The organism is Paenibacillus sp. AN1007, assembly GCF_040702995.1.
GTDB lineage: Bacteria > Bacillota > Bacilli > Paenibacillales > Paenibacillaceae > Paenibacillus.
This window is the reverse complement of sequence record NZ_CP159992.1, coordinates 2089888-2107799: the sequence shown is the minus strand read 5'-3', so window position 1 is coordinate 2107799 and position 17912 is coordinate 2089888. Positions and strand designations below refer to the sequence as shown.

The 17912-nt window shown below is 46.0% G+C and carries 18 protein-coding genes and 1 riboswitch; of the genes, 3 read left to right on the top strand and 15 right to left on the bottom strand.

The genetic code is table 11. The features are described 5' to 3' along the window. Window positions 1-156: 156 nt before the first annotated feature. The 6 genes from ABXS70_RS09620 to pdhA form a co-directional block, all read right to left on the bottom strand. Window positions 157-645: a dihydrofolate reductase gene (locus ABXS70_RS09620; protein WP_342551427.1), complete on the bottom strand. Its 489-nt coding sequence runs from the start codon at window positions 643-645 to the stop codon at window positions 157-159. A gap of 87 nt (window positions 646-732) precedes the next feature. Next, window positions 733-1527 carry a thymidylate synthase gene (thyA, locus tag ABXS70_RS09615; RefSeq protein ID WP_342551428.1) on the bottom strand — a complete coding sequence of 265 codons (795 nt, stop codon included), beginning with the start codon at window positions 1525-1527 and terminating at the stop codon, window positions 733-735. Window positions 1528-1807: 280 nt separating this feature from the next. Continuing rightward, complete coding sequence (gene lpdA, locus ABXS70_RS09610) at window positions 1808-3223, bottom strand: dihydrolipoyl dehydrogenase (protein WP_145331519.1); 1416 nt, start codon at window positions 3221-3223, stop codon at window positions 1808-1810. A gap of 3 nt (window positions 3224-3226) precedes the next feature. Further along, window positions 3227-4549 carry a dihydrolipoamide acetyltransferase family protein gene (locus ABXS70_RS09605; RefSeq protein ID WP_342551429.1) on the bottom strand — a complete coding sequence of 441 codons (1323 nt, stop codon included), beginning with the start codon at window positions 4547-4549 and terminating at the stop codon, window positions 3227-3229. Between the two features lie 176 nt (window positions 4550-4725). Continuing rightward, complete coding sequence (locus tag ABXS70_RS09600; protein WP_366295491.1) at window positions 4726-5703, bottom strand: alpha-ketoacid dehydrogenase subunit beta; 978 nt, start codon at window positions 5701-5703, stop codon at window positions 4726-4728. A gap of 105 nt (window positions 5704-5808) precedes the next feature. Continuing rightward, window positions 5809-6876 (bottom strand): pyruvate dehydrogenase (acetyl-transferring) E1 component subunit alpha, encoded by a 1068-nt coding sequence (pdhA, locus tag ABXS70_RS09595; protein WP_145401862.1) that lies wholly within the window; start codon window positions 6874-6876, stop codon window positions 5809-5811. Window positions 6877-7130: 254 nt separating this feature from the next. Here pdhA and ABXS70_RS09590 point away from each other — a divergent pair, with 254 nt between their 5' ends. Beyond that, a complete protein-coding gene (locus ABXS70_RS09590) occupies window positions 7131-7865 on the top strand; it encodes an alpha/beta hydrolase-fold protein (RefSeq protein WP_342551430.1) in 735 nt (244 codons plus the stop codon). Window positions 7866-8072: 207 nt separating this feature from the next. Here the strand turns inward: ABXS70_RS09590 and ABXS70_RS09585 are convergent, their stop codons facing one another. Together ABXS70_RS09585 and ABXS70_RS09580 are read right to left on the bottom strand one after the other, a co-directional pair. After that, the gene (locus ABXS70_RS09585; protein WP_366295488.1) at window positions 8073-8543 is read right to left on the bottom strand and encodes a low molecular weight protein-tyrosine-phosphatase; all 471 of its coding nucleotides are present in this window, start codon (window positions 8541-8543) and stop codon (window positions 8073-8075) included. A 6-nt stretch (window positions 8544-8549) separates the two neighbouring features. Further along, window positions 8550-9245 carry a trimeric intracellular cation channel family protein gene (locus ABXS70_RS09580; RefSeq protein WP_366295486.1) on the bottom strand — a complete coding sequence of 232 codons (696 nt, stop codon included), beginning with the start codon at window positions 9243-9245 and terminating at the stop codon, window positions 8550-8552. A gap of 194 nt (window positions 9246-9439) precedes the next feature. Here ABXS70_RS09580 and ABXS70_RS09575 point away from each other — a divergent pair, with 194 nt between their 5' ends. Beyond that, window positions 9440-10081: a thiamine diphosphokinase gene (locus tag ABXS70_RS09575; protein WP_342551433.1), complete on the top strand. Its 642-nt coding sequence runs from the start codon at window positions 9440-9442 to the stop codon at window positions 10079-10081. A 338-nt stretch (window positions 10082-10419) separates the two neighbouring features. Continuing rightward, window positions 10420-10914: a C40 family peptidase gene (locus ABXS70_RS09570; RefSeq protein WP_342551434.1), complete on the top strand. Its 495-nt coding sequence runs from the start codon at window positions 10420-10422 to the stop codon at window positions 10912-10914. Window positions 10915-11038: 124 nt separating this feature from the next. Here ABXS70_RS09570 and ABXS70_RS09565 read toward each other — a convergent pair whose 3' ends face one another. The 7 genes from ABXS70_RS09565 to ABXS70_RS09535 form a co-directional block, all read right to left on the bottom strand. Then, complete coding sequence (locus tag ABXS70_RS09565; protein WP_366295483.1) at window positions 11039-11737, bottom strand: response regulator transcription factor; 699 nt, start codon at window positions 11735-11737, stop codon at window positions 11039-11041. 140 nt (window positions 11738-11877) lie between these two features. Next, window positions 11878-12927 (bottom strand): ThiF family adenylyltransferase, encoded by a 1050-nt coding sequence (locus tag ABXS70_RS09560; RefSeq protein WP_342551436.1) that lies wholly within the window; start codon window positions 12925-12927, stop codon window positions 11878-11880. Next, complete coding sequence (locus ABXS70_RS09555) at window positions 12924-13691, bottom strand: thiazole synthase (RefSeq protein WP_342551437.1); 768 nt, start codon at window positions 13689-13691, stop codon at window positions 12924-12926. The genes ABXS70_RS09560 and ABXS70_RS09555 overlap by 4 nt, the downstream gene beginning before the upstream one ends. Window positions 13692-13718: 27 nt before the next feature. Further along, the gene (gene thiS, locus ABXS70_RS09550) at window positions 13719-13922 is read right to left on the bottom strand and encodes a sulfur carrier protein ThiS (RefSeq protein ID WP_342551438.1); all 204 of its coding nucleotides are present in this window, start codon (window positions 13920-13922) and stop codon (window positions 13719-13721) included. After that, entirely contained in the window at window positions 13919-15163 is a 1245-nt protein-coding gene (gene thiO, locus ABXS70_RS09545; protein ID WP_366295480.1) for a glycine oxidase ThiO, read from the bottom strand. Before thiO ends, thiS begins: the two co-directional genes overlap by 4 nt. Before the next feature lie 51 nt (window positions 15164-15214). Then, on the bottom strand, window positions 15215-15919 hold the full coding sequence (locus ABXS70_RS09540) for a thiamine phosphate synthase (RefSeq protein ID WP_366295478.1): 705 nt from the start codon (window positions 15917-15919) through the stop codon (window positions 15215-15217). Window positions 15920-16207: 288 nt separating this feature from the next. After that, window positions 16208-16316: riboswitch (TPP riboswitch) on the bottom strand. Window positions 16317-16355: 39 nt separating this feature from the next. Then, a complete protein-coding gene (locus ABXS70_RS09535) occupies window positions 16356-17909 on the bottom strand; it encodes an ABC-F family ATP-binding cassette domain-containing protein (RefSeq protein WP_366295476.1) in 1554 nt (517 codons plus the stop codon). Window positions 17910-17912: the final 3 nt, after the last annotated feature.

Genomic DNA, 17912 nt, shown 5'->3' with positions numbered 1-17912 from the left:
TCATGCAGTATTATCCAAATCATGTGTTACATACATGTTATATGTATACCCCTGTTGCATTCCCATCTCATACAAACAAGAAAAGACATCGTTCACGAGTACACTCGCAAAGGATGTCCTTTCAATCTAATACAAATTACTATTTTCTGTCCAAATTTACTTTTTTCGCTCGTAGAATTCAAATGTGAAAGGATATATATTCTTCTCGTCCTGCTCACCTTCGATTTTCTTTTTCAGTTCCCATTCTGACCAATCCACTTCGGGAAAAAACGTATCTCCCTCGAACTGCTCATGAATTTTGGTTACGACGAGCCGATCTGCAAACGGCAAAAACTCCCGGTACACCTGAGAACCTCCAATTACGCAAAGCTCTTCACCCTGAGCTGCCTTCAGTCCTTCTTCGATCGTATGTACGATCTCCGCCTGTTCCGCTCTGTAGTTCAAGTCCCGGGTTACAACAATGTTACGACGCTGAGGAAGGGGCTTACCCCCAAACGACTCCCACGTATTACGTCCCATAATAATCGTTTTGTTTATCGTTTGCTGCTTGAAGAAAGCCATATCTTTTGGCAATCGCCAAGGAAGAGCGTTGTTATGTCCGATCACGCCATTCTCTCCCATGGCCCATACTAGTTCAATACTCAAAACCTGCACACCCCTTTCATTTGAATCCGTCACACCATCACTGCTTGATTCTCACCCTTCACGGATAATCGCTCTCGCACATAATGATTAAACTGCAATTGGAGCTTTGATCCCTGGATGGTGCTCATAATTTTCAAATTCAAAATCTTCGAACTTGTAATCAAAAATGGAATCAGGCTTACGTTTAATCACCAATTTAGGTAGAGCAAAAGGTTCCCGTTCCAGCTGTGTTTTCACCTGCTCCACATGATTGGAGTAGATGTGTACATCTCCACCAGACCAAATGAAGTCACCCACTTCCAGATCACACTGCTGTGCAATCATATGAGTCAGAAGCGCATAACTGGCAATGTTAAATGGCAAACCGAGGAACGTATCCACGGAACGCATCGTCAGCATACAGGATAATTTACCCTCAGCCACATAAAACTGAAACGCGAAATGACAAGGTGGTAATTTCATGTTGTTAATCTCCGCTACATTCCACGCACTCACCAAGTGACGACGGGAATCCGGATTATTTTTAATAGAATCAACAACAGCTGCGATCTGATCTATTTTTTCCCCGTTCGGCGCTTCCCATGTACGCCATTGTGAACCGTACACCGGTCCAAGATCACCGTTCTCATCCGCCCAGTCATCCCAGATCTTCACTCCGTTTTCTTTCAAATAGGCAATATTCGTATCACCGCTCAAAAACCAAAGCAATTCGTGAATGACCGATTTCAGGTGAATTCGTTTCGTCGTAACTAACGGAAATCCGTTGGACAAGTCATAGCGAAGCTGTCTGCCAAACACGGATTGTGTTCCTGTTCCGGTACGATCGCCTTTGTGCACGCCGTTATCCAATATATCTTGTAATAAATCGAGATAATTTTTCATTGTGGTATCTCCTCGCATCTCTATATATGTTGCACACTCATACCCGACTGGGCCGCAGACTTCTTGAGTCTGATCATTTTATTAGTTTACCATAAATACTGCTCATGATGGCAAGAGACTAGAAACCTGTTCAAACCTGAGGAGCGCCACAGCAATCTATCATCAAACCCCACTCTAACCCAATTAAAACATATCAAAAAAGAGACGAACAGCACTATTGCGCTATTCGCCTCTTTTGAAATTACATATAATGCCGGACGAATCCGATGCTTTGATGATCTTAGCGGGAGATGATGTGGATCGGGTGACCCATTACCAGTTCCGCTGCTTCCATCACGATTTCGCCCAATGTAGGGTGAGCGTGAATAGTCAGCGCCAGATCTTCCAATGTTGCGCCCATTTCGATCGCAAGACCAAGCTCAGCAATCAAGTTGGAAGCTTCCAGACCCACGATTTGGCAGCCCAGTACAAGACCGCTCTCTTCGTCAGCAACGATTTTCACGAAGCCTTCAGCATGGTTCAAAGATACAGCACGGCCGTTACCCGCATAAGGGAATTTACCTGCTTTTACTTTGTAACCTTTTTCTTTAGCTTCTTTCTCCGTATAACCTACGCTGGAGCACTCAGGATCTGTGAAGACAACAGCTGGCATACATTTGTAGTCTACTACAGATGGTTGTCCAGCAATTGCTTCTGCAGCCACTTTACCTTCATAAGAAGCTTTGTGTGCCAGAGCCAGACCAGATACGATATCACCGATTGCGAAGATGTGTGGAATGCTTGTGCGACCTTGGTGGTCAACTTTAACGAAACCACGCTCGTCAACGTCAACACCGATCATGTCCAAACCAAGTTCTCCGTCTGTATTAGGACGACGTCCTACAGTAACGAGCAGGTAATCTGCAGTTACTTCTTTGGACTCACCATTTACAGAATATTTAACAGTTACATCTTTATCCGTTTGCTCAGCGCTTTCCGCTTTTGCACCCGTTACGATTTCGATGCCTGTTTTCTTCATGTTTTTAGCTACAAGGCTGGTCATGTCTTTATCGAAACCTGGCAGTACTGTATCCAAACCTTCGATAATTGTTACTTTAGCACCGAATTTGGAGTACATTTGACCAAGCTCAGCGCCGATATAACCGCCACCGATTACGATCATGCTTTTTGGTACTTCAGGCAGGTTCAATGCTTCTGTGGAAGACAGAATGCGTCCGCCAAACGGGAAAGGTTTCAGTTCGATTGGACGGGAACCTGTTGCAATGATTGCATTTTTGAACTTGTAACGTGGTGATTCGTGATCGTTAAATACACGAGCTTCGTTTTCGTTGATGAACATGCACTCACCGTTGAAAACTTCAACTTTGTTGCCTTTGAGCAAACCAGCTACGCCGCCAGTCATTTTCTTAACAACGCCGTTTTTGAATTCTTGAGTTTTAGCAAAGTCTACTTTTACGTTCTCAGCGGAGATACCGAAAGCATCGCCGTGAAGAGCAGACTCATATTGATGTGCAGCAGAGATCAGAGCTTTGGATGGGATACATCCACGGTTCAAACATACGCCGCCCAGTTCGGATTTGTCTACGATCAATACGCTTTGGCCCAGTTGTGCAGCGCGGATGGCAGCTACATAGCCGCCAGGTCCTGCACCAATTACTAATGTGTCGATATTGAGAGAAGCGTCGCCTACTACCATATCTTACACCTCCATAACAAGCAGCTCAGGGTTAGCGAGCAGCTGTTTAATGTAATTCATAAAGTTTTGTGCTGTTGCGCCATCGATGATACGGTGGTCGAAACTCAAGGACAATGCCATTACAGGTGCTGCAACAACTTCGCCGTTTTTGATAACCGCTTTTTCACTGATGCGTCCTGTACCCAAGATTGCAACTTCTGGGAAGTTGATGATCGGAGTGAAGAACATACCGCCAGCAGAACCGATGTTACTGATGGAGATCGTGCTTCCTTTCATTTCGTTCGCGCTCAGTTTACCATCGCGTCCACGAGCTGCCAGATCACGGATGGAATCAGCGATCATCCAGATGGATTTGCGATCAGCATCTTTGATTACAGGAACGATCAGGCCGTTGTCTGTATCTGTAGCGATACCGATGTTGTAGTATTTTTTGTACACAATTTCATTTGCTTCTTCATCAATCATTGCGTTCAACGCCGGGAATTGACGGGAAGCAGCAACCAATGCTTTAACGATGAATGGCAGGTAAGTAACTTTTGTACCTTTTTTCTCTGCAATTGGTTTCATGCGAGTACGGAATGCAACCAATTCAGTTACGTCCACTTCGTCCATGATTGTAACGTGCGGTGCAGTGTAAGCTGATTTAACCATTGCATTGGAGATCGCTTTACGGATACCTTTGAATGGTACGCGCTCTTCTTCAAGGCGTTGATCAGCTGCTGCAGCTGCAGGTGCTGCGGATTTTTTCTCTTCTTGAGCCGGAGCTTCGGAAGATGCCGCTGCGGAAGAACCGCCACCATTTTTGAAGGATTCCACATCTTCTTTGGTTACTTTACCGTTGTTACCAGTGCCGTTAACCTGAGCGATGTCTACACCCTGCTCACGAGCAAACTTGCGAACGCTTGGCGTAGCCAAAACGTCTTTTGCAGGAACTGCAGGAACGCTGTTGCTGCCGCCTTCTTGAGCTGCATTGGAGCTTGAAGCTGCTGCAGAAGAACCGCTAGTGTCTGCTCCGCCTTGCGCTGCGTCTTTCTCTTGTGCACCTTGGTCTTCAGCAGGAGCGTCGTCTTGCTCAGGCAGTTCGCCTTCTGCATCGATAACTGCTACAACTTCACCAACGTGGCAGATTTGACCGTCTTTAGCGAAAACTTCAGTTACAGTTCCGTTTACCGGACAAGGAACTTCAACAACCGCTTTGTCGTTCTGTACTTCCATGATGATATCGTCGTCAGTTACTTTATCCCCAACTTTGATGTGCATCTTGATGATTTCGCCTTCGTGAAGGCCTTCGCCCAGTTCAGGGAATTTATATTCAAATTTAGCCAACTGAAAAACCTCCTTGATTATTTGCTCAATCCTGAAAACAACCCTTAGCTCCAAAAACTAACTGTTACTGCGAGTGCAAATAACTGTCAATCAAGGGGCTAATGGCTGTTTACAGTGCAGCGTGCGCTGCGATGTGAATCACCATACTGCGCCTTGCGGCATGTCAGATGATCGAATTAGAAGTTCATAACTTTGTTAACCGCAGCAACGATACGTGCCGGGTTAGGCAGCCATGTATCTTCGATTTGTGCAAAAGGATATACCGTATCCGGACCAGCTACACGCAGTACCGGTGCTTCCAAGTGCAGGATTGCTTTTTCATTGATTTGTGCAATGACTTCAGCAGCAACACCTGCGCTCTTTTGTGCTTCTTGTACAACAATTGCACGGTTTGTTTTCTTAACAGAAGCAACAACTGTATCGATATCGATCGGGCTGATCGTACGAAGGTCGATAACTTCAACTTTAACACCTTGTTTTTCAAGCTCTTCTGCAGCTTTTACAGAAGTATGAACCATCATACCGTAAGTAATGATAGTAACATCAGAACCTTCACGAACAACGTTCGCTTTACCCAATTCAACAACATAATCTTCTTCAGGCACTTCTGCACGGAATGCGTGGTACAGGTTCAAGTGTTCCATGAAGAATACTGGATCGTTGTCGCGAATGGAAGCGATCATCAGACCTTTTGCATCGTAAGGGTTAGAAGGAACTACCACTTTAATACCCGGAGTTTGCGTGAGCAAACCTTCCAGAGAGTCTGTGTGCAGTTCTGCCGCTTTAACGCCGCCACCGAATGGTGTACGGAATACGATTGGAGAATTATACTTACCGCCAGAGCGGAAACGCATACGAGCAGCTTGAACGACCATTTGGTCAAGGGCTTCGAAGATAAAACCAACGAATTGAATCTCAGCTACCGGACGGAAGCCTTGAATACCCAAACCTACAGCCAAACCGCCGATTGCGGATTCAGCCAGCGGTGTATCAAATACACGCTCTTCGCCAAACTCTTTTTGCAAGCCTTCCGTTACACGGAAAACGCCGCCTACATTACCTACGTCTTCACCGAAAAGCAGAACGTTAGGATCACGTTTCAGCTCCACGCGAAGCGCATCACGAATTGCTTCTTTCATGTTCAATTGTGCCATTTGCTTCATTTCCTCCTTAAACATTGACAGTTCACATTTGAATTCATACATGTATACCGAGACACCAGATCAGGCGCCGGATGTTTATGCTTTATCGGAAAAAACTTATTGGAAATCAGCTTTTTGCTCTTCCAAGTGCTTAGGCGTTTGTTCGAACATGCTGTCGATCAAGCCTGAAATCGTCATTTTCTCGGTTTTTTCCGCTTTTTTGATCTCTTCGTTCACTTTAGCTTTTGCTTCTTCTTTCACACGCGCTGTATCTTCTTCAGTCCACAGACCTTTTTTCTCCAGATATTTAGCAAAACGTGCGATTGGATCTTTTACGCTCCACTCAGCCTCTTCTTCTTTCGTACGATACTTGGAAGCATCATCGGAAAGGGAGTGTGGACGGAAACGATAGGTTACTGCCTCAATCAACGTTGCGCCTTCTCCGTTACGTCCACGCTCAGCAGCTTCCTGAACGGCTTTGATAACAGCGAAGATGTCCATACCGTCAACTTTAACACCTTTAATACCTGCTGCTACCGCTTTGTGAGCGATGGACAGGGCTGCTGTTTGTTTAGCAAAAGGAGTAGTGATGGCATAGCCGTTGTTTTGTACGAAGAAGATTACAGGCAGTTTGTATACACCAGCGTAGTTCAGGCCTTCATAGAAGTCACCTTCGGAAGAACCGCCATCACCTGTGTATGTGATAACCACTTGTTTTTGTTTCTTCAATTTGTAACCCATAGCAATCCCCATTGCGTGCAGGATTTGTGCACCAATGATAATTTGCGGCATCAATACGTTAACGCCGTCTGGAATTTGTCCACCATGTTGGTGTCCACGGGAGTACAAAAATGCTTGATAAAGAGGAAGTCCGTGCCACACGAGTTGCGGAATGTCGCGATAGCCTGGAGCGATAAAATCTTCTTTTTCAAGTGCGAACTCACTACCTACCATTGTAGCTTCTTGACCAGATACTGGAGCATAGAAACCAAGACGACCTTGACGGCCGAGGTTTACTGCACGGTCATCCCAAGTACGGGTAAATACCATGCGATACATAATTTCTTTTAATTGATCGTCGGAAAGCTTAGGCATCATGTCTTTGTTAACAATTTCGCCGTCAGGAGACAGCACGGACAGAGCTTCTACATCCTCCGTGTATACTTCATAAGGAACCTTGCTCATTTTTTTCTTCACCTCAACAAAAAATTTGAATATCAAGTTCCGCTGTTATATTATTATTATACACCTGTTTCACTGCATACGTCAAAGAAATCCGTAATTTTTTTATGTTTCCTCTCGGATTGTATGTATAACAGGGGTCTAATATTGGTATAACAGCATAATACATGATTGCGTGTTTGACCCATCCCCGCACGAGGTTAATCTTACCGTATCGGGCGGTCGAATGCAAAAATAACCCGGAAAGGTGACGTTTTATGACGGATTCCCGCTATTTGAAACGTACAATTGTTAAGGAAGAGATTGAAAGTCGTTATCTCGGCGAGAAACGAACCCTTCGCATTTATCTTCCTCCAGGCTATAACGAGCTGCTTAGTTACCCTGTCGTTTACTGTCAGGATGGAGAAGAATTTTTCAACTTTGGCCGAATCGCCACTACTGCTAACCGCATCATTCTGGATGAAGGAGCTGAACCTTTCATTATTGTAGGGGTTCAGGTGGATGTCTCGGTGCGAACTCAAGAGTACGCTCCCTTTGGCAGCCGATTTGAAGCCTACACAAAGTGCTTTGCAGAAGAGATTATTCCCTATGTGGAAGAAAAATATCCCGTAAGACGCTCTCCGCAGGAACGTGTGTTAGCCGGTGACTCGCTGGGGGGAAGTGTTTCACTCCATCTGGCCCTGATGTACCCGGAACTGTTTACCCGAGTCATCAGCATGTCTGGTGCGTTCTACTCTGCTTCTCAGGAAATCTACGCCGCTGCCCAAGATTTGTCCTGGCTGTCCATCTGGATGATTGTTGGTTTGCAGGAAACGGCCTTTGAAGCCGATACTGGAACGTATGATTTTGTACAGCTGAACCGGGATACCCGTGACTTGCTGGAGAAACGCGGTGCTCACGTCTCTTATCAAGAGAAAGACGGGAATCACCAGTGGGGCTTCTGGCAAAAGGAACTGCCGGATGCTTTGCTTTACTTTTTGCAGGAAAGATAGTCAAAAAGCATTTCAAAAGAGACACCATAATATATAAGTAAGAAGTATTGAACAAAGCGGCTGCCCAGCCGCTTTTTTGTTTACAGCTTCATTTATATACTACATGTCCCATGTTAACGCTTACACTCATGAGCTGAAAAAAAGCAGGAGGTTCCGTTTCATACCATTCCTGCTTCTTTGCCAATCCACCAATGCAGGCTCAATGGATCAGGACAACGACTGCTCTTCTTCAATTCTGTTCAACAACACAGCACAACCTGCATTCACGAGCTCGTACACTTCTTCAAAATCCCCTGTGTAATACGGATCGGGCACTTCTCTCAACTTTTCGTTCGGAAGCAGGTCCATGAATTTGATAATCTCTGCCTCTTCACCGCCCGGCAGGCTTCGCACGTTTTCCGCATTGGAATTATCCATACATATAATGTAGTCAAATTGAGTAAAGTCTTCACTTACAAATTGCCTCGCCGTCATGTTGGCATACGAAATCTGATATTCGTCCAGCAGCTTCCGAGTACCTTCATGAGGAGGTTTGCCCACATGCCAGTTACCTGTACCAGCCGAATCAATCCGAATCTGTTCTCCAAGTCCCTTTTCCAGAACTTTGTGGCGCATAACGGCTTCTGCCATAGGTGATCTGCAGATGTTACCGAGACATACAAATACAACGTTAATCATGTGATATTATTCCCCCTTGCTTAATGTCCCTTGAATGACGGTAGGCGCATGGTGCGGCATGAGTTTCTCCGGCTTTAAATTGACGTTTTCGCTTGGGGTCAGCGAACGGCGCGGAAGTTTCCATTTATAATGAACAGAACACATCCGGAAAAAGACGACAGTCGCAAAACAGATCAACAGGCCGATGTTGGTTGTAAACCAGCCCATTCCAATCACAAATCCCGCAATCATTGCCCAGACTGCATAAATCTCGTCACGCAGAACGAGCGGTTTACGTCCGGCGAGAAGATCACGGATAATTCCTCCCCCAATGCCAGTAAGTACAGCTGCAACGATCACAGCACTAATTGGATGGCCCATATTGGCTGCATACAATCCGCCTTGAATTGCAAAAGCAGCTAGTCCAATCGCATCAAACAAAGCTTCTGTCCGTTTCCAGTGACCAATCCACTTCAGAGGTAATATAAAAGCAACGGCTACAGAGACTAACGCAAGCATGATTAGCGAACCCTGACTCCACAGCGTCGTTACAGGCACACCAATAAGTACGTTCCGAATCACCCCGCCTCCAAATGCTGTGACTAGGCCAAGCACCAGTACGCCCAAAATATCGTATTCCTCTTCCATGGCTACAAATGCACCGGACATTGCAAATGCAATCGTACCGATAATGCTGAACACTTCAAAAATGTGTAAGTCCAACCTGTTCAAACCTCACTTTTCAAGTCATCTCCATGTCGCTCTCCCCATTGTATCCGCGAGTATAGAAATTGTGCAACCACATTTTGTCGATTATACTGGTTTGGTATATTGTTTTAAAGGTTGGTTCTCCAAAAAGAAGTACATATAAACAATTAAATGTAATTCCCTCTATAAATAAGGAAGGATGAAACAAGATGGACTATAAACGTATTATCATCTTCACTGGAGGCGTGCTCGCCAAGGATTTCCTGCATGAAATTCTGCCAGATGACCTCATTATTGCGGCAGACCGTGGTGCCTTGTATTTAATCCAGAATGGGATCAAACCGCACATCGCTGTGGGGGACTTTGATTCTATTACAGAAGAAGAACGAGAGATCGTAAGCAGCAGCAGTGTCGAGTTCATTGCCTGTGATCCGATCCATAAAGACCTTACCGATACAGAAATGGCCTTTGAAACGGCCTTGGATCACGAACCTACGCATATTCTCATCTTTGGCGCCACGGGGACACGTATGGACCATACGCTTGCGAATGTTCATATTATGGTGCGGGCCATGCAGCATCACATCTCCTGCGCCCTACAGGACGAGCACAATTATATGACATTAACCACCTCCAGTGCTGTCGTTAGGCAGCGCGGTTATACCTATGTTTCACTGCTTCCATTAACGCATGAGGTGACAGGTATTTGTCTCGAAGGATTTATGTACCCTTTGGATCAAGCGACCATACGCATGGGGCAATCTTTGGGAATCAGCAATAAGCTGCTTGGGGAATCGGGTACAGTCACGATTGACAGTGGTTTGCTGCTTATTATCCAGAGCAAAGACTGAATATTTGATTGCTAAAAGCGATTCATTTCAATTTATTTAACGTGGATAAAGCTGCAGGCTGGAGTTCAATTATTACTTTTTTGTAACCTGATTTTCGAGCATATAAAATGCAGTAAACGAAGAAATCCCCTTGATTATCAAGGGGATTTTTGTTTTAAACACACTTTCCCATTCGTCAATAATTAATTTTTTGACATTTTTAATCGTATTTTAATAAACATGACCAAACGACTGGTCTATCAGGCTTTTTGCTTATGTATCCAATTTCTAGGTTGTTACAAACCTGTTATACTCGCTCTAGCAACTTAACGAAAACGAATTTTGGAGGTACTAACAACATGAAAACAAACTTCTTCATCCAAAAGGCCGTAACCGTCGGGTTGTGCGCTGTACTAGGTTTTGGAGCTGTATCAATGACTAATGCACCTGCTGCACATGCGGCATCTGTATCTACTGGACAACAAGTTGTAAACTATGGTAAAAAATTCACTGGAACTCCATATAAATTTGGTGCTTCAACAACAACTACCAGGTACTTTGACTGCTCTTCTTTTATGAAATACATTTTCAAAAAGTATGGTGTAGATCTTCCGCGCACTTCCGTTAAACAATCTAAAGAAGGTAAATTTGTCTCCAAAGCCAATCTTCGTGTTGGCGACATGGTCTTCTTCTCGAGCGGCAGCCGCTCCACCGGTTCAAACATTACACATGTTGGTGTGTATGCAGGAAACGGCAAAATACTTCACACGTACGGTTCCCCTGGCGTAACACTGTCTGATCTGAACTCAGGCACGTGGAAAAGAACATACATTACAGCTCGCCGCGTACTCTAATCTAACGTAAGATAAAATCCAACGGGCCGGATCAATTGATCCGGTCTTTTTAGTTTTACCCGGAATAAGCCCGCTCTCAAACTGGTGAATGATGGGACTGGTGGTCATAACCAATTGTTCTACATTAACCATGCAGCATATAGCCTATTCCCCGAACCGTATGGATCAGTTTCATCTCTCTTCCCTTATCCACTTTAACCCTTAGATGTTTAATATACACGTCCACGACGTTGGTATCCATCGCAAAATCGTATCCCCATACCTCGCGTAAAATATCACTTCGTGTACAGGCTTCGTTCAGATGCAGTGCCAGAAACTCCAGCAGCTCATACTCTTTAGGAGTCAGATTAAGATACTGCCCTGCACGGCTTACTCTTCGCGATCGCAAATTAATTCTAAGGTCTTGAACAACAATCATTTCCTCTCCGTCATGTGCTCCATTTGCAAACAGCCGAAGCAGACTGCGTATTCTGGCAAGCATAACCTTCCAGTGCACAGGCTCCTCCATCACGTCATTCGCACCAAAATCGAGCCAATCAATGACCCGCTGCGGAGAAGTCTCCGGGATGATAACCATGAGCGGTATGGGTAAGCTCTGATTCATCCATTCTTTCAACGCTTTTTTATCCGGCTCACTCCAGTGCACAGGCTCAGGTTCCCGGTCAACTAACAGGACTAATTGAGGACGAGTGGACCTCCGGTCCGTTTTTTGGCGTAATTCAGACCAGTCCAGCTCCTGTATTTCATAGCCCTCTTCCTTTATGATGTCTTTGATCCGGCTCGCTAACTCCCCTGCCCCTATTAAACAAATGACTGTTTTCAACTATTATCACCCGGCCCGTCTGTATTCCGCCGCCGCTTGGCATGGATTGTACAGTTAGCATGCCATAAAAAGAAAAAGTCCATTCCCGTAGGAACAGACTTTGCCAGACATAATGTGATTAAATCAGAAGATCATGTGAGTCAGCCGAAATAGCGATGAACTAATGTTCGAGCTTCAGCCGTATCTTTTGTCCCATGAACAAGAACACGGCCATCCTGAAAAATAACCAACCGATGATGGCCGATCGTGAATGACACCAGAAAAGGATTGTTTTCCACTTTTCCTTCCCCCAGCTTCATCAAGCGCTCTGCTGTATGCAGCAGGTCCAGCTGCATGCGGCGGGCAGGTCTAATCTGGACGGTATCTCTGCCGCACAGCACATCTGTTTTCTCCAAATTGGATGCAGAAAGAAACGGATAAGCTGCGGATGGGCCGCATGAGGCACAATCGTGCTTTTTGGCTCCATCTACATTAATGCTTATGTACTCGTTCCTCCACACATCAAATGACAGCAGTTTACGTCTGAGGGCTGCTTCGTTACCGCTCAGCAGCTTCATCGCTTCCGCCGTTTGATTGGCCGTCACCATCTGTACCGCTTGTGGTATAATGCCCGATGTGTCACAAGTATCTCCACCCAGCGGCACTTCTCCCAAAAGACAGTTCAGACAGGGCGTATCACCGGGCAAGAATGTATACGTAATCCCATAACTGCCAACACATCCCCCGTAAATCCAAGGAATTTGATGTTTCTGTGCCATATCATTAATGAGCAGTCTTGTATCAAAATTATCGGTTGCATCCATAATCAAGTCGGTATGCTGAATGAGGTCTTCCAATTCATCCACCCGCACATCCATTACTTTAGCTTCAATGCGGACTGTTGAATTAATGGCGGATAAACGTTTGAGGGCTGCCATTGCTTTGGGCATACGGTCAATCGCATCCTGTTCAACATATAGCTGCTGCCGCTGCAGGTTGCTCCATTCCACATAGTCCCGATCCACAATCGTAATCTGACCAACACCGGAACGAACCAGTGTCTCTGCAATACCTGTTCCAAGCGCTCCGGCTCCAATAATTAAAACTTTGCTGTCACTCAGTCTAGCCTGACCTTCTCTGCCAAGCGGCGCATATCGTTCCTGTCTCGAATAACGATCTGCCTGCTCCGCGTGCTGTAACTGATCTGTCATGTATGAACCATTCCTTCCACCGGACTGCTTGCTGCAGCATAACGCTTCATAGGAATCATGCCTGCTTCGTAAGCCAGTCTACCTGCTTCAACCCCCAGCCGCATCGCTTTTGCCATTAAGACGGGATCATCTGATCCAGATACCGCAGTGTTAAGCAGCACACCATCTGCCCCAAGCTCCATGGCAAAGGCAGCATCCTTAGGTGAACGCAGACCTGCATCAACGATAACAGGCACAACCGCCTGCTCTATGATGATTTCCAGATTATACGGGTTAATAATGCCTCTACCCGCACCAATAGGAGAAGCCCCAGGCATGACTGCATGTACGCCCAGCAGCTGCAGCCGTTTAGCCAGGATAACGTCATCCGAAATATAAGGCAGTACGGTGAATCCCTTTTCCAGCAAAATACTGCAGGCCTTGTACGTTTCGATCGGATCTGGAAGTAACGTTATTCCGTCACCGATGACTTCGACTTTTATCATATCACAAAGTCCCGAAGCCCGCGCAAGCTCAGCAATTCTTACAGCTTCTTCTGCCGTTGATGCACCCGCAGTATTGGGCAGCAGTGTGTATTTGCTCAAATCTAACGTATCCAGAAAGTGTTTTTTCTCCGTTTCCTCCAAATTCAGACGACGTACGGCAAAGGTAAGCACCTCCGTACCCGAAGCTTCTACAGCCTGGCCTTGAATCTCCAGGTCTGAAAATTTCCCTGTTCCGAGCAGCAGTCTCGATTCAAACGAATATTTTCCGATAGTTAACATGTTCCACGCATCCCCTGTCTATAATGATTAACCGCCACCTACAAAGTGAACAATCTCAATGCGATCGCCTTCTCTTAACATTGTTATCTCATGATGATCCTTGGTCAAAATACTGCGATTTAACTCCACAACTACCGTTTTCACCTGCAGGTTGAACGATTGCAGTAATTTATCCACTCGATTTAGTTCATCGTCAATCTCCATCTTCTGACCGTTCACGATGATGTTCACAGCACAACACCCTTTCTGTTCAATCGCTCAGGCGATAATGCTTCAATTCCCATCTCTTCCGCACTTTTGCCTTCCAGCATATCCGCGATCCAGCGACCGGTTATCGCACTAAGTAAAATCCCATTCCGAAAATGTCCATATGCAGCGTACAAGCCGGGAACTTGTTCACATTGACCGATATACGGCAGCCCATCAGGTGTAGAAGGTCTCACTCCTGCCCATGCACGCAAAAATTCCGCTTCCTTGACTCCCGGAACCCAATAACCTGCCGCAGTGAGCAGCCGTTGAACGCTATGTGCAGACACACTGCGATCTGTTCGGCCAGGCAGACTGGTTGCACCGATCCATACTTCTCCGTTGGCTTTGGGAACAACGTAAACGTCTTCTGCATAGATTGTACGATCAGGTCTATATCCTGCTTGTTCTGCCGAAAATCGGATTGCGGCTATTTCTCCTTTCACCGGACACGATGGCAGAGCTACCCCTACCTGACTCATCAGCTGCTCTCCATGTAATCCAGCAGCCACAATCACATGTTTGCAGGTTATCTCTCGCTTGGCAGCTGCCACGCCCTGCACTCCATTGTTATTTACAACGAGACGAATGTCCTGCACACCTTCCCAAATCCGCGCTCCCATCATGTGAGCTGCCCTCGCATAAGCTCTGGTCAGCGACACAGGCAGCACTTCGCTCTCCAAAGGTCTGTAATAAGCTCCGTACACATCCCGGTTCAGCCATGCCGCTTCCCGCTCCACAGTGCTTCTGTCCCACCAAAGCTGATTCTTAACTGATGAATTATTTTGTTTATCTTTGCAGCGACTCAGCTCACTATAGGAACGAAAAGGTGTGATAAAACCGGTGTGCCTAAGACCTATCTCCATTCCTGTAAGAGCGTACAGCTGCTCTTTTTGGTGATGCAGCAGTTCTCTGCTGTCGCGCGCCGCCCGTGCAATAAGAGGATGGGCAAAATCCTCACTATCTGCTGCAAGCATACCAGCGGCTGCACCTGAACTCCCACTCGCAATCTCGGACTGTTCGAGAAGCAGTACTTCCCTGCCTCTGGATGCCAGTTCAAAAGCAATCGCACAGCCGATAATTCCCCCGCCAATAATAATGGTTTCTGCTTGGAAAGCTTCTGACGGTTCAGTTGATGGTTTACATATGGAGTCAAGCTCAGGGTTATCGTATTTACTCGATGAGGGGAAAGCCTCCTCAGATTGATTCATACTTTTCTGTTCCACGTTCTCATCTCCTTAACTTCGCAGCTGTACATCTCCTTGGCTGTCGACCATTCACATTCCGGCTTCCACAGCTTGTTTGAAAAGAGCGGCAGCATAGGCTGGGCTTTCATGTTTTAAAATACTTGAAATTACAGCGGCCCCCCTGGCTCCAGATGACCGGACAGCCTGAATATGGCTTGGCTGTATACCTCCGATCGCGATAACAGGCACGCGAACACTTGAACATACCTCTGCCAATACGGCCAATCCCCTTGGTGCTGTATCCGGTTTGCTCTGACTCGCGTACACATGGCCGAAAAAAAGGTAATCTGCTCCAAACTCTTCAGCGATTCTCGCCTCCTCGGCGGAATGCACGGATATGCCTAATCTCATTCGGACATCATGCTGATGCCAGGCTGCCATCTCCACTCCTGCCTTATGCAGCATCTCCCGACTCCAATGCACACCTTGATAAAAGGGGCTGGACTCCGACGGATTCGCACCATTTATTACAATGTGAGATGCTGGAATACCGGACGCTGCCATCTGCTTGGCCCAGTTGAACCGCTGCTGCAGCGTGAGATGCTTTTCCCGGATGTGAATATAATCCACCCAAGGCCATATTTCCTTGGCTGCCCGCAGCATGGCCGCTTGTTCCCCTTTATTTGTGGATACAGCATGCAGCTCAAAAGAGCAGTGATCTTGTTCACACCTCCGTCTAAAGCTCTCTTCCAACTTCTGCGGTTGGTATTTCTTCTGCTCGGCTAATTCCTTCATCTGCTCACGTAATCTCCCTGCTTCATTCTCGCATTTTACTGTACGCAGCTTTGTTCTCCCTCCTCACATCGCTTATACGGAAACCAAAAATATTAATAAAAAATCAAAAAAGCCGCTCCCGTAGGGGAGCGGCTGCGTATAAACAAAGATTCAGTTCAATAACGAAAATGCAGTTATACCTGTTAACAGTTAAAATACCCATTAACTATTAGCCCGGTATCGAAAGCCTGCATCACCTGCAGTGTAGAGATCCTGTTCATATTTTGGAGGATCACTTACTGTCGTTTTTGCTGAAACGCGCCACTTCCCTACGCTGGTATGATCCAGATCAGGTGCAAAGGGTCCGGAATCGCATTCTTCCATCTCAGCCGCTCGTGCGGCCCCCCTAGTGTTCATATGAAGTTGTAGCCTATATTACCACAGTCGAATTTTTTTGTCATCGTGCATTTTCGGACCACTCTTCTACATTCCACGTTTTGGTAACCCAGTCTTCGTAAAAATCCGGTTCGTGCGATACAAGCAAAACGGTTCCTTTATACTCTTTCAATGCACGCTGCAGCTCAGCTTTTGCGGTGACATCCAGATGGTTCGTCGGCTCATCAAACAAAACCCAGTTGCTTTCCCGCATCAGCAGTTTACACAATCGGACTTTAGCCTGCTCTCCTCCGCTCAGCATATTAAGAGGGCGAGTGATGTGCTCATTTTTGAGACCACAGCGTGCAAGATGCCCTCGCACTTCGTTCTGTGTCAGATGTGAAAATTCATTCCAAACATCATCGATCGGTGTAATGTTTTCGGCACGCACTTCCTGTTCGAAATAGGCTGTCTCCAGATAATCTCCCAGAAATGTTTTGCCGCTGATTGGCGCAATCTTACCCAGAATGGTCTTGAGAAGTGTCGATTTACCAACACCATTACAACCAACAATAGCAATCTTTTCTCCACGTTCTATCGTCATTGTCATTTTCGGCAGCAGCGGGTATGTGTAACCAATTTCAAAATCAATACCTTCAAAAACGGTTTTACTGCTCGCCCGGGCATCCTTGAATTTGAATGTTGGTTTTGCCGCTTCATCCGGACGATCAATCCGGTCAATCTTACCAAGTTGTTTCTCCCGGCTCTTCGCCCGTCCTGAGGTCGAAGCTCTGGCCTTGTTCCGCTGAATGAAATCTTCCTGCTTTTTGATATACTCCTGCTGCTTCTCATAAGCATCAATGTGCTGCGCTTTTTGCATATCCGCCATTTCCAGGAATTTCTCATAATTGGCAGCGTAACGCGTCAATTTGGCAAACTCCAGATGGTAGATGACATTCACAACTTCATTCATAAACTCCGTATCATGGGAGATCAGCAAAAATGCATGCGGATAGTCTCTCAAATATCGTGTCAGCCATTCAATATGCTCTACATCCAGATAGTTTGTCGGCTCATCCAACAACAACGCAGTAGGCTTCTCCAGTAATAACTTGGCAAGAAGTACCTTCGTACGCTGTCCGCCGCTAAGTGCAGCAACATCACGATCCAGCCCAATGGCATTCAATCCCAGACCATTAGCCATCTCTTCCACTTTGACATCAATTAAATAAAAATCGCCCTGTTCCAGCTGTTCCTGGATCTCGCCCATTTCTTCGAGCAGCTGCTCCAGCTTGTCCGCGTCTGCATCGGCCATCTGGTCGGTGATGGCCATCATTTCCTTTTCCAATTCCAGCAGCGGCAGAAACGCATCTTTAAGCACATCTCGAATCGTCCTACCTGGTGTTAACTTGGTGTGTTGATCCAGATATCCATAACGAACTTTCGGCGTCCACTCTACTTTACCGCTGTCTTTAAGAAGTTTTCCTGTAAGGATATTCATTAATGTTGATTTCCCGGCGCCATTAGCTCCGACTAGACCTACACGTTCTCCGGCAAGCAGACGAAAAGAAACATTTTTAAATAACGTTCGGTCTCCAAAATTGTGACTGACGTTCTCTACTGACAATAAACTCATAAG

Excerpts from the sequence above, each read along its gene's own strand:
- thyA (WP_342551428.1), bottom strand. The coding sequence starts at position 1,527 with ATGAAAAATTATCTCGATTTATTACAAGATATATTGGATAACGGCGTG.
- lpdA (WP_145331519.1), bottom strand. The coding sequence starts at position 3,223 with ATGGTAGTAGGCGACGCTTCTCTCAATATCGACACATTAGTAATTGGT.
- ABXS70_RS09600 (WP_366295491.1), bottom strand. The coding sequence starts at position 5,703 with ATGGCACAATTGAACATGAAAGAAGCAATTCGTGATGCGCTTCGCGTG.
- pdhA (WP_145401862.1), bottom strand. The coding sequence starts at position 6,876 with ATGAGCAAGGTTCCTTATGAAGTATACACGGAGGATGTAGAAGCTCTG.
- ABXS70_RS09590 (WP_342551430.1), top strand. The coding sequence starts at position 7,131 with ATGACGGATTCCCGCTATTTGAAACGTACAATTGTTAAGGAAGAGATT.
- ABXS70_RS09585 (WP_366295488.1), bottom strand. The coding sequence starts at position 8,543 with ATGATTAACGTTGTATTTGTATGTCTCGGTAACATCTGCAGATCACCT.
- ABXS70_RS09575 (WP_342551433.1), top strand. The coding sequence starts at position 9,440 with ATGGACTATAAACGTATTATCATCTTCACTGGAGGCGTGCTCGCCAAG.
- ABXS70_RS09570 (WP_342551434.1), top strand. The coding sequence starts at position 10,420 with ATGAAAACAAACTTCTTCATCCAAAAGGCCGTAACCGTCGGGTTGTGC.
- ABXS70_RS09560 (WP_342551436.1), bottom strand. The coding sequence starts at position 12,927 with ATGACAGATCAGTTACAGCACGCGGAGCAGGCAGATCGTTATTCGAGA.
- ABXS70_RS09555 (WP_342551437.1), bottom strand. The coding sequence starts at position 13,691 with ATGTTAACTATCGGAAAATATTCGTTTGAATCGAGACTGCTGCTCGGA.
- ABXS70_RS09540 (WP_366295478.1), bottom strand. The coding sequence starts at position 15,919 with ATGAAGGAATTAGCCGAGCAGAAGAAATACCAACCGCAGAAGTTGGAA.
- ABXS70_RS09535 (WP_366295476.1), bottom strand. The coding sequence starts at position 17,909 with ATGAGTTTATTGTCAGTAGAGAACGTCAGTCACAATTTTGGAGACCGA.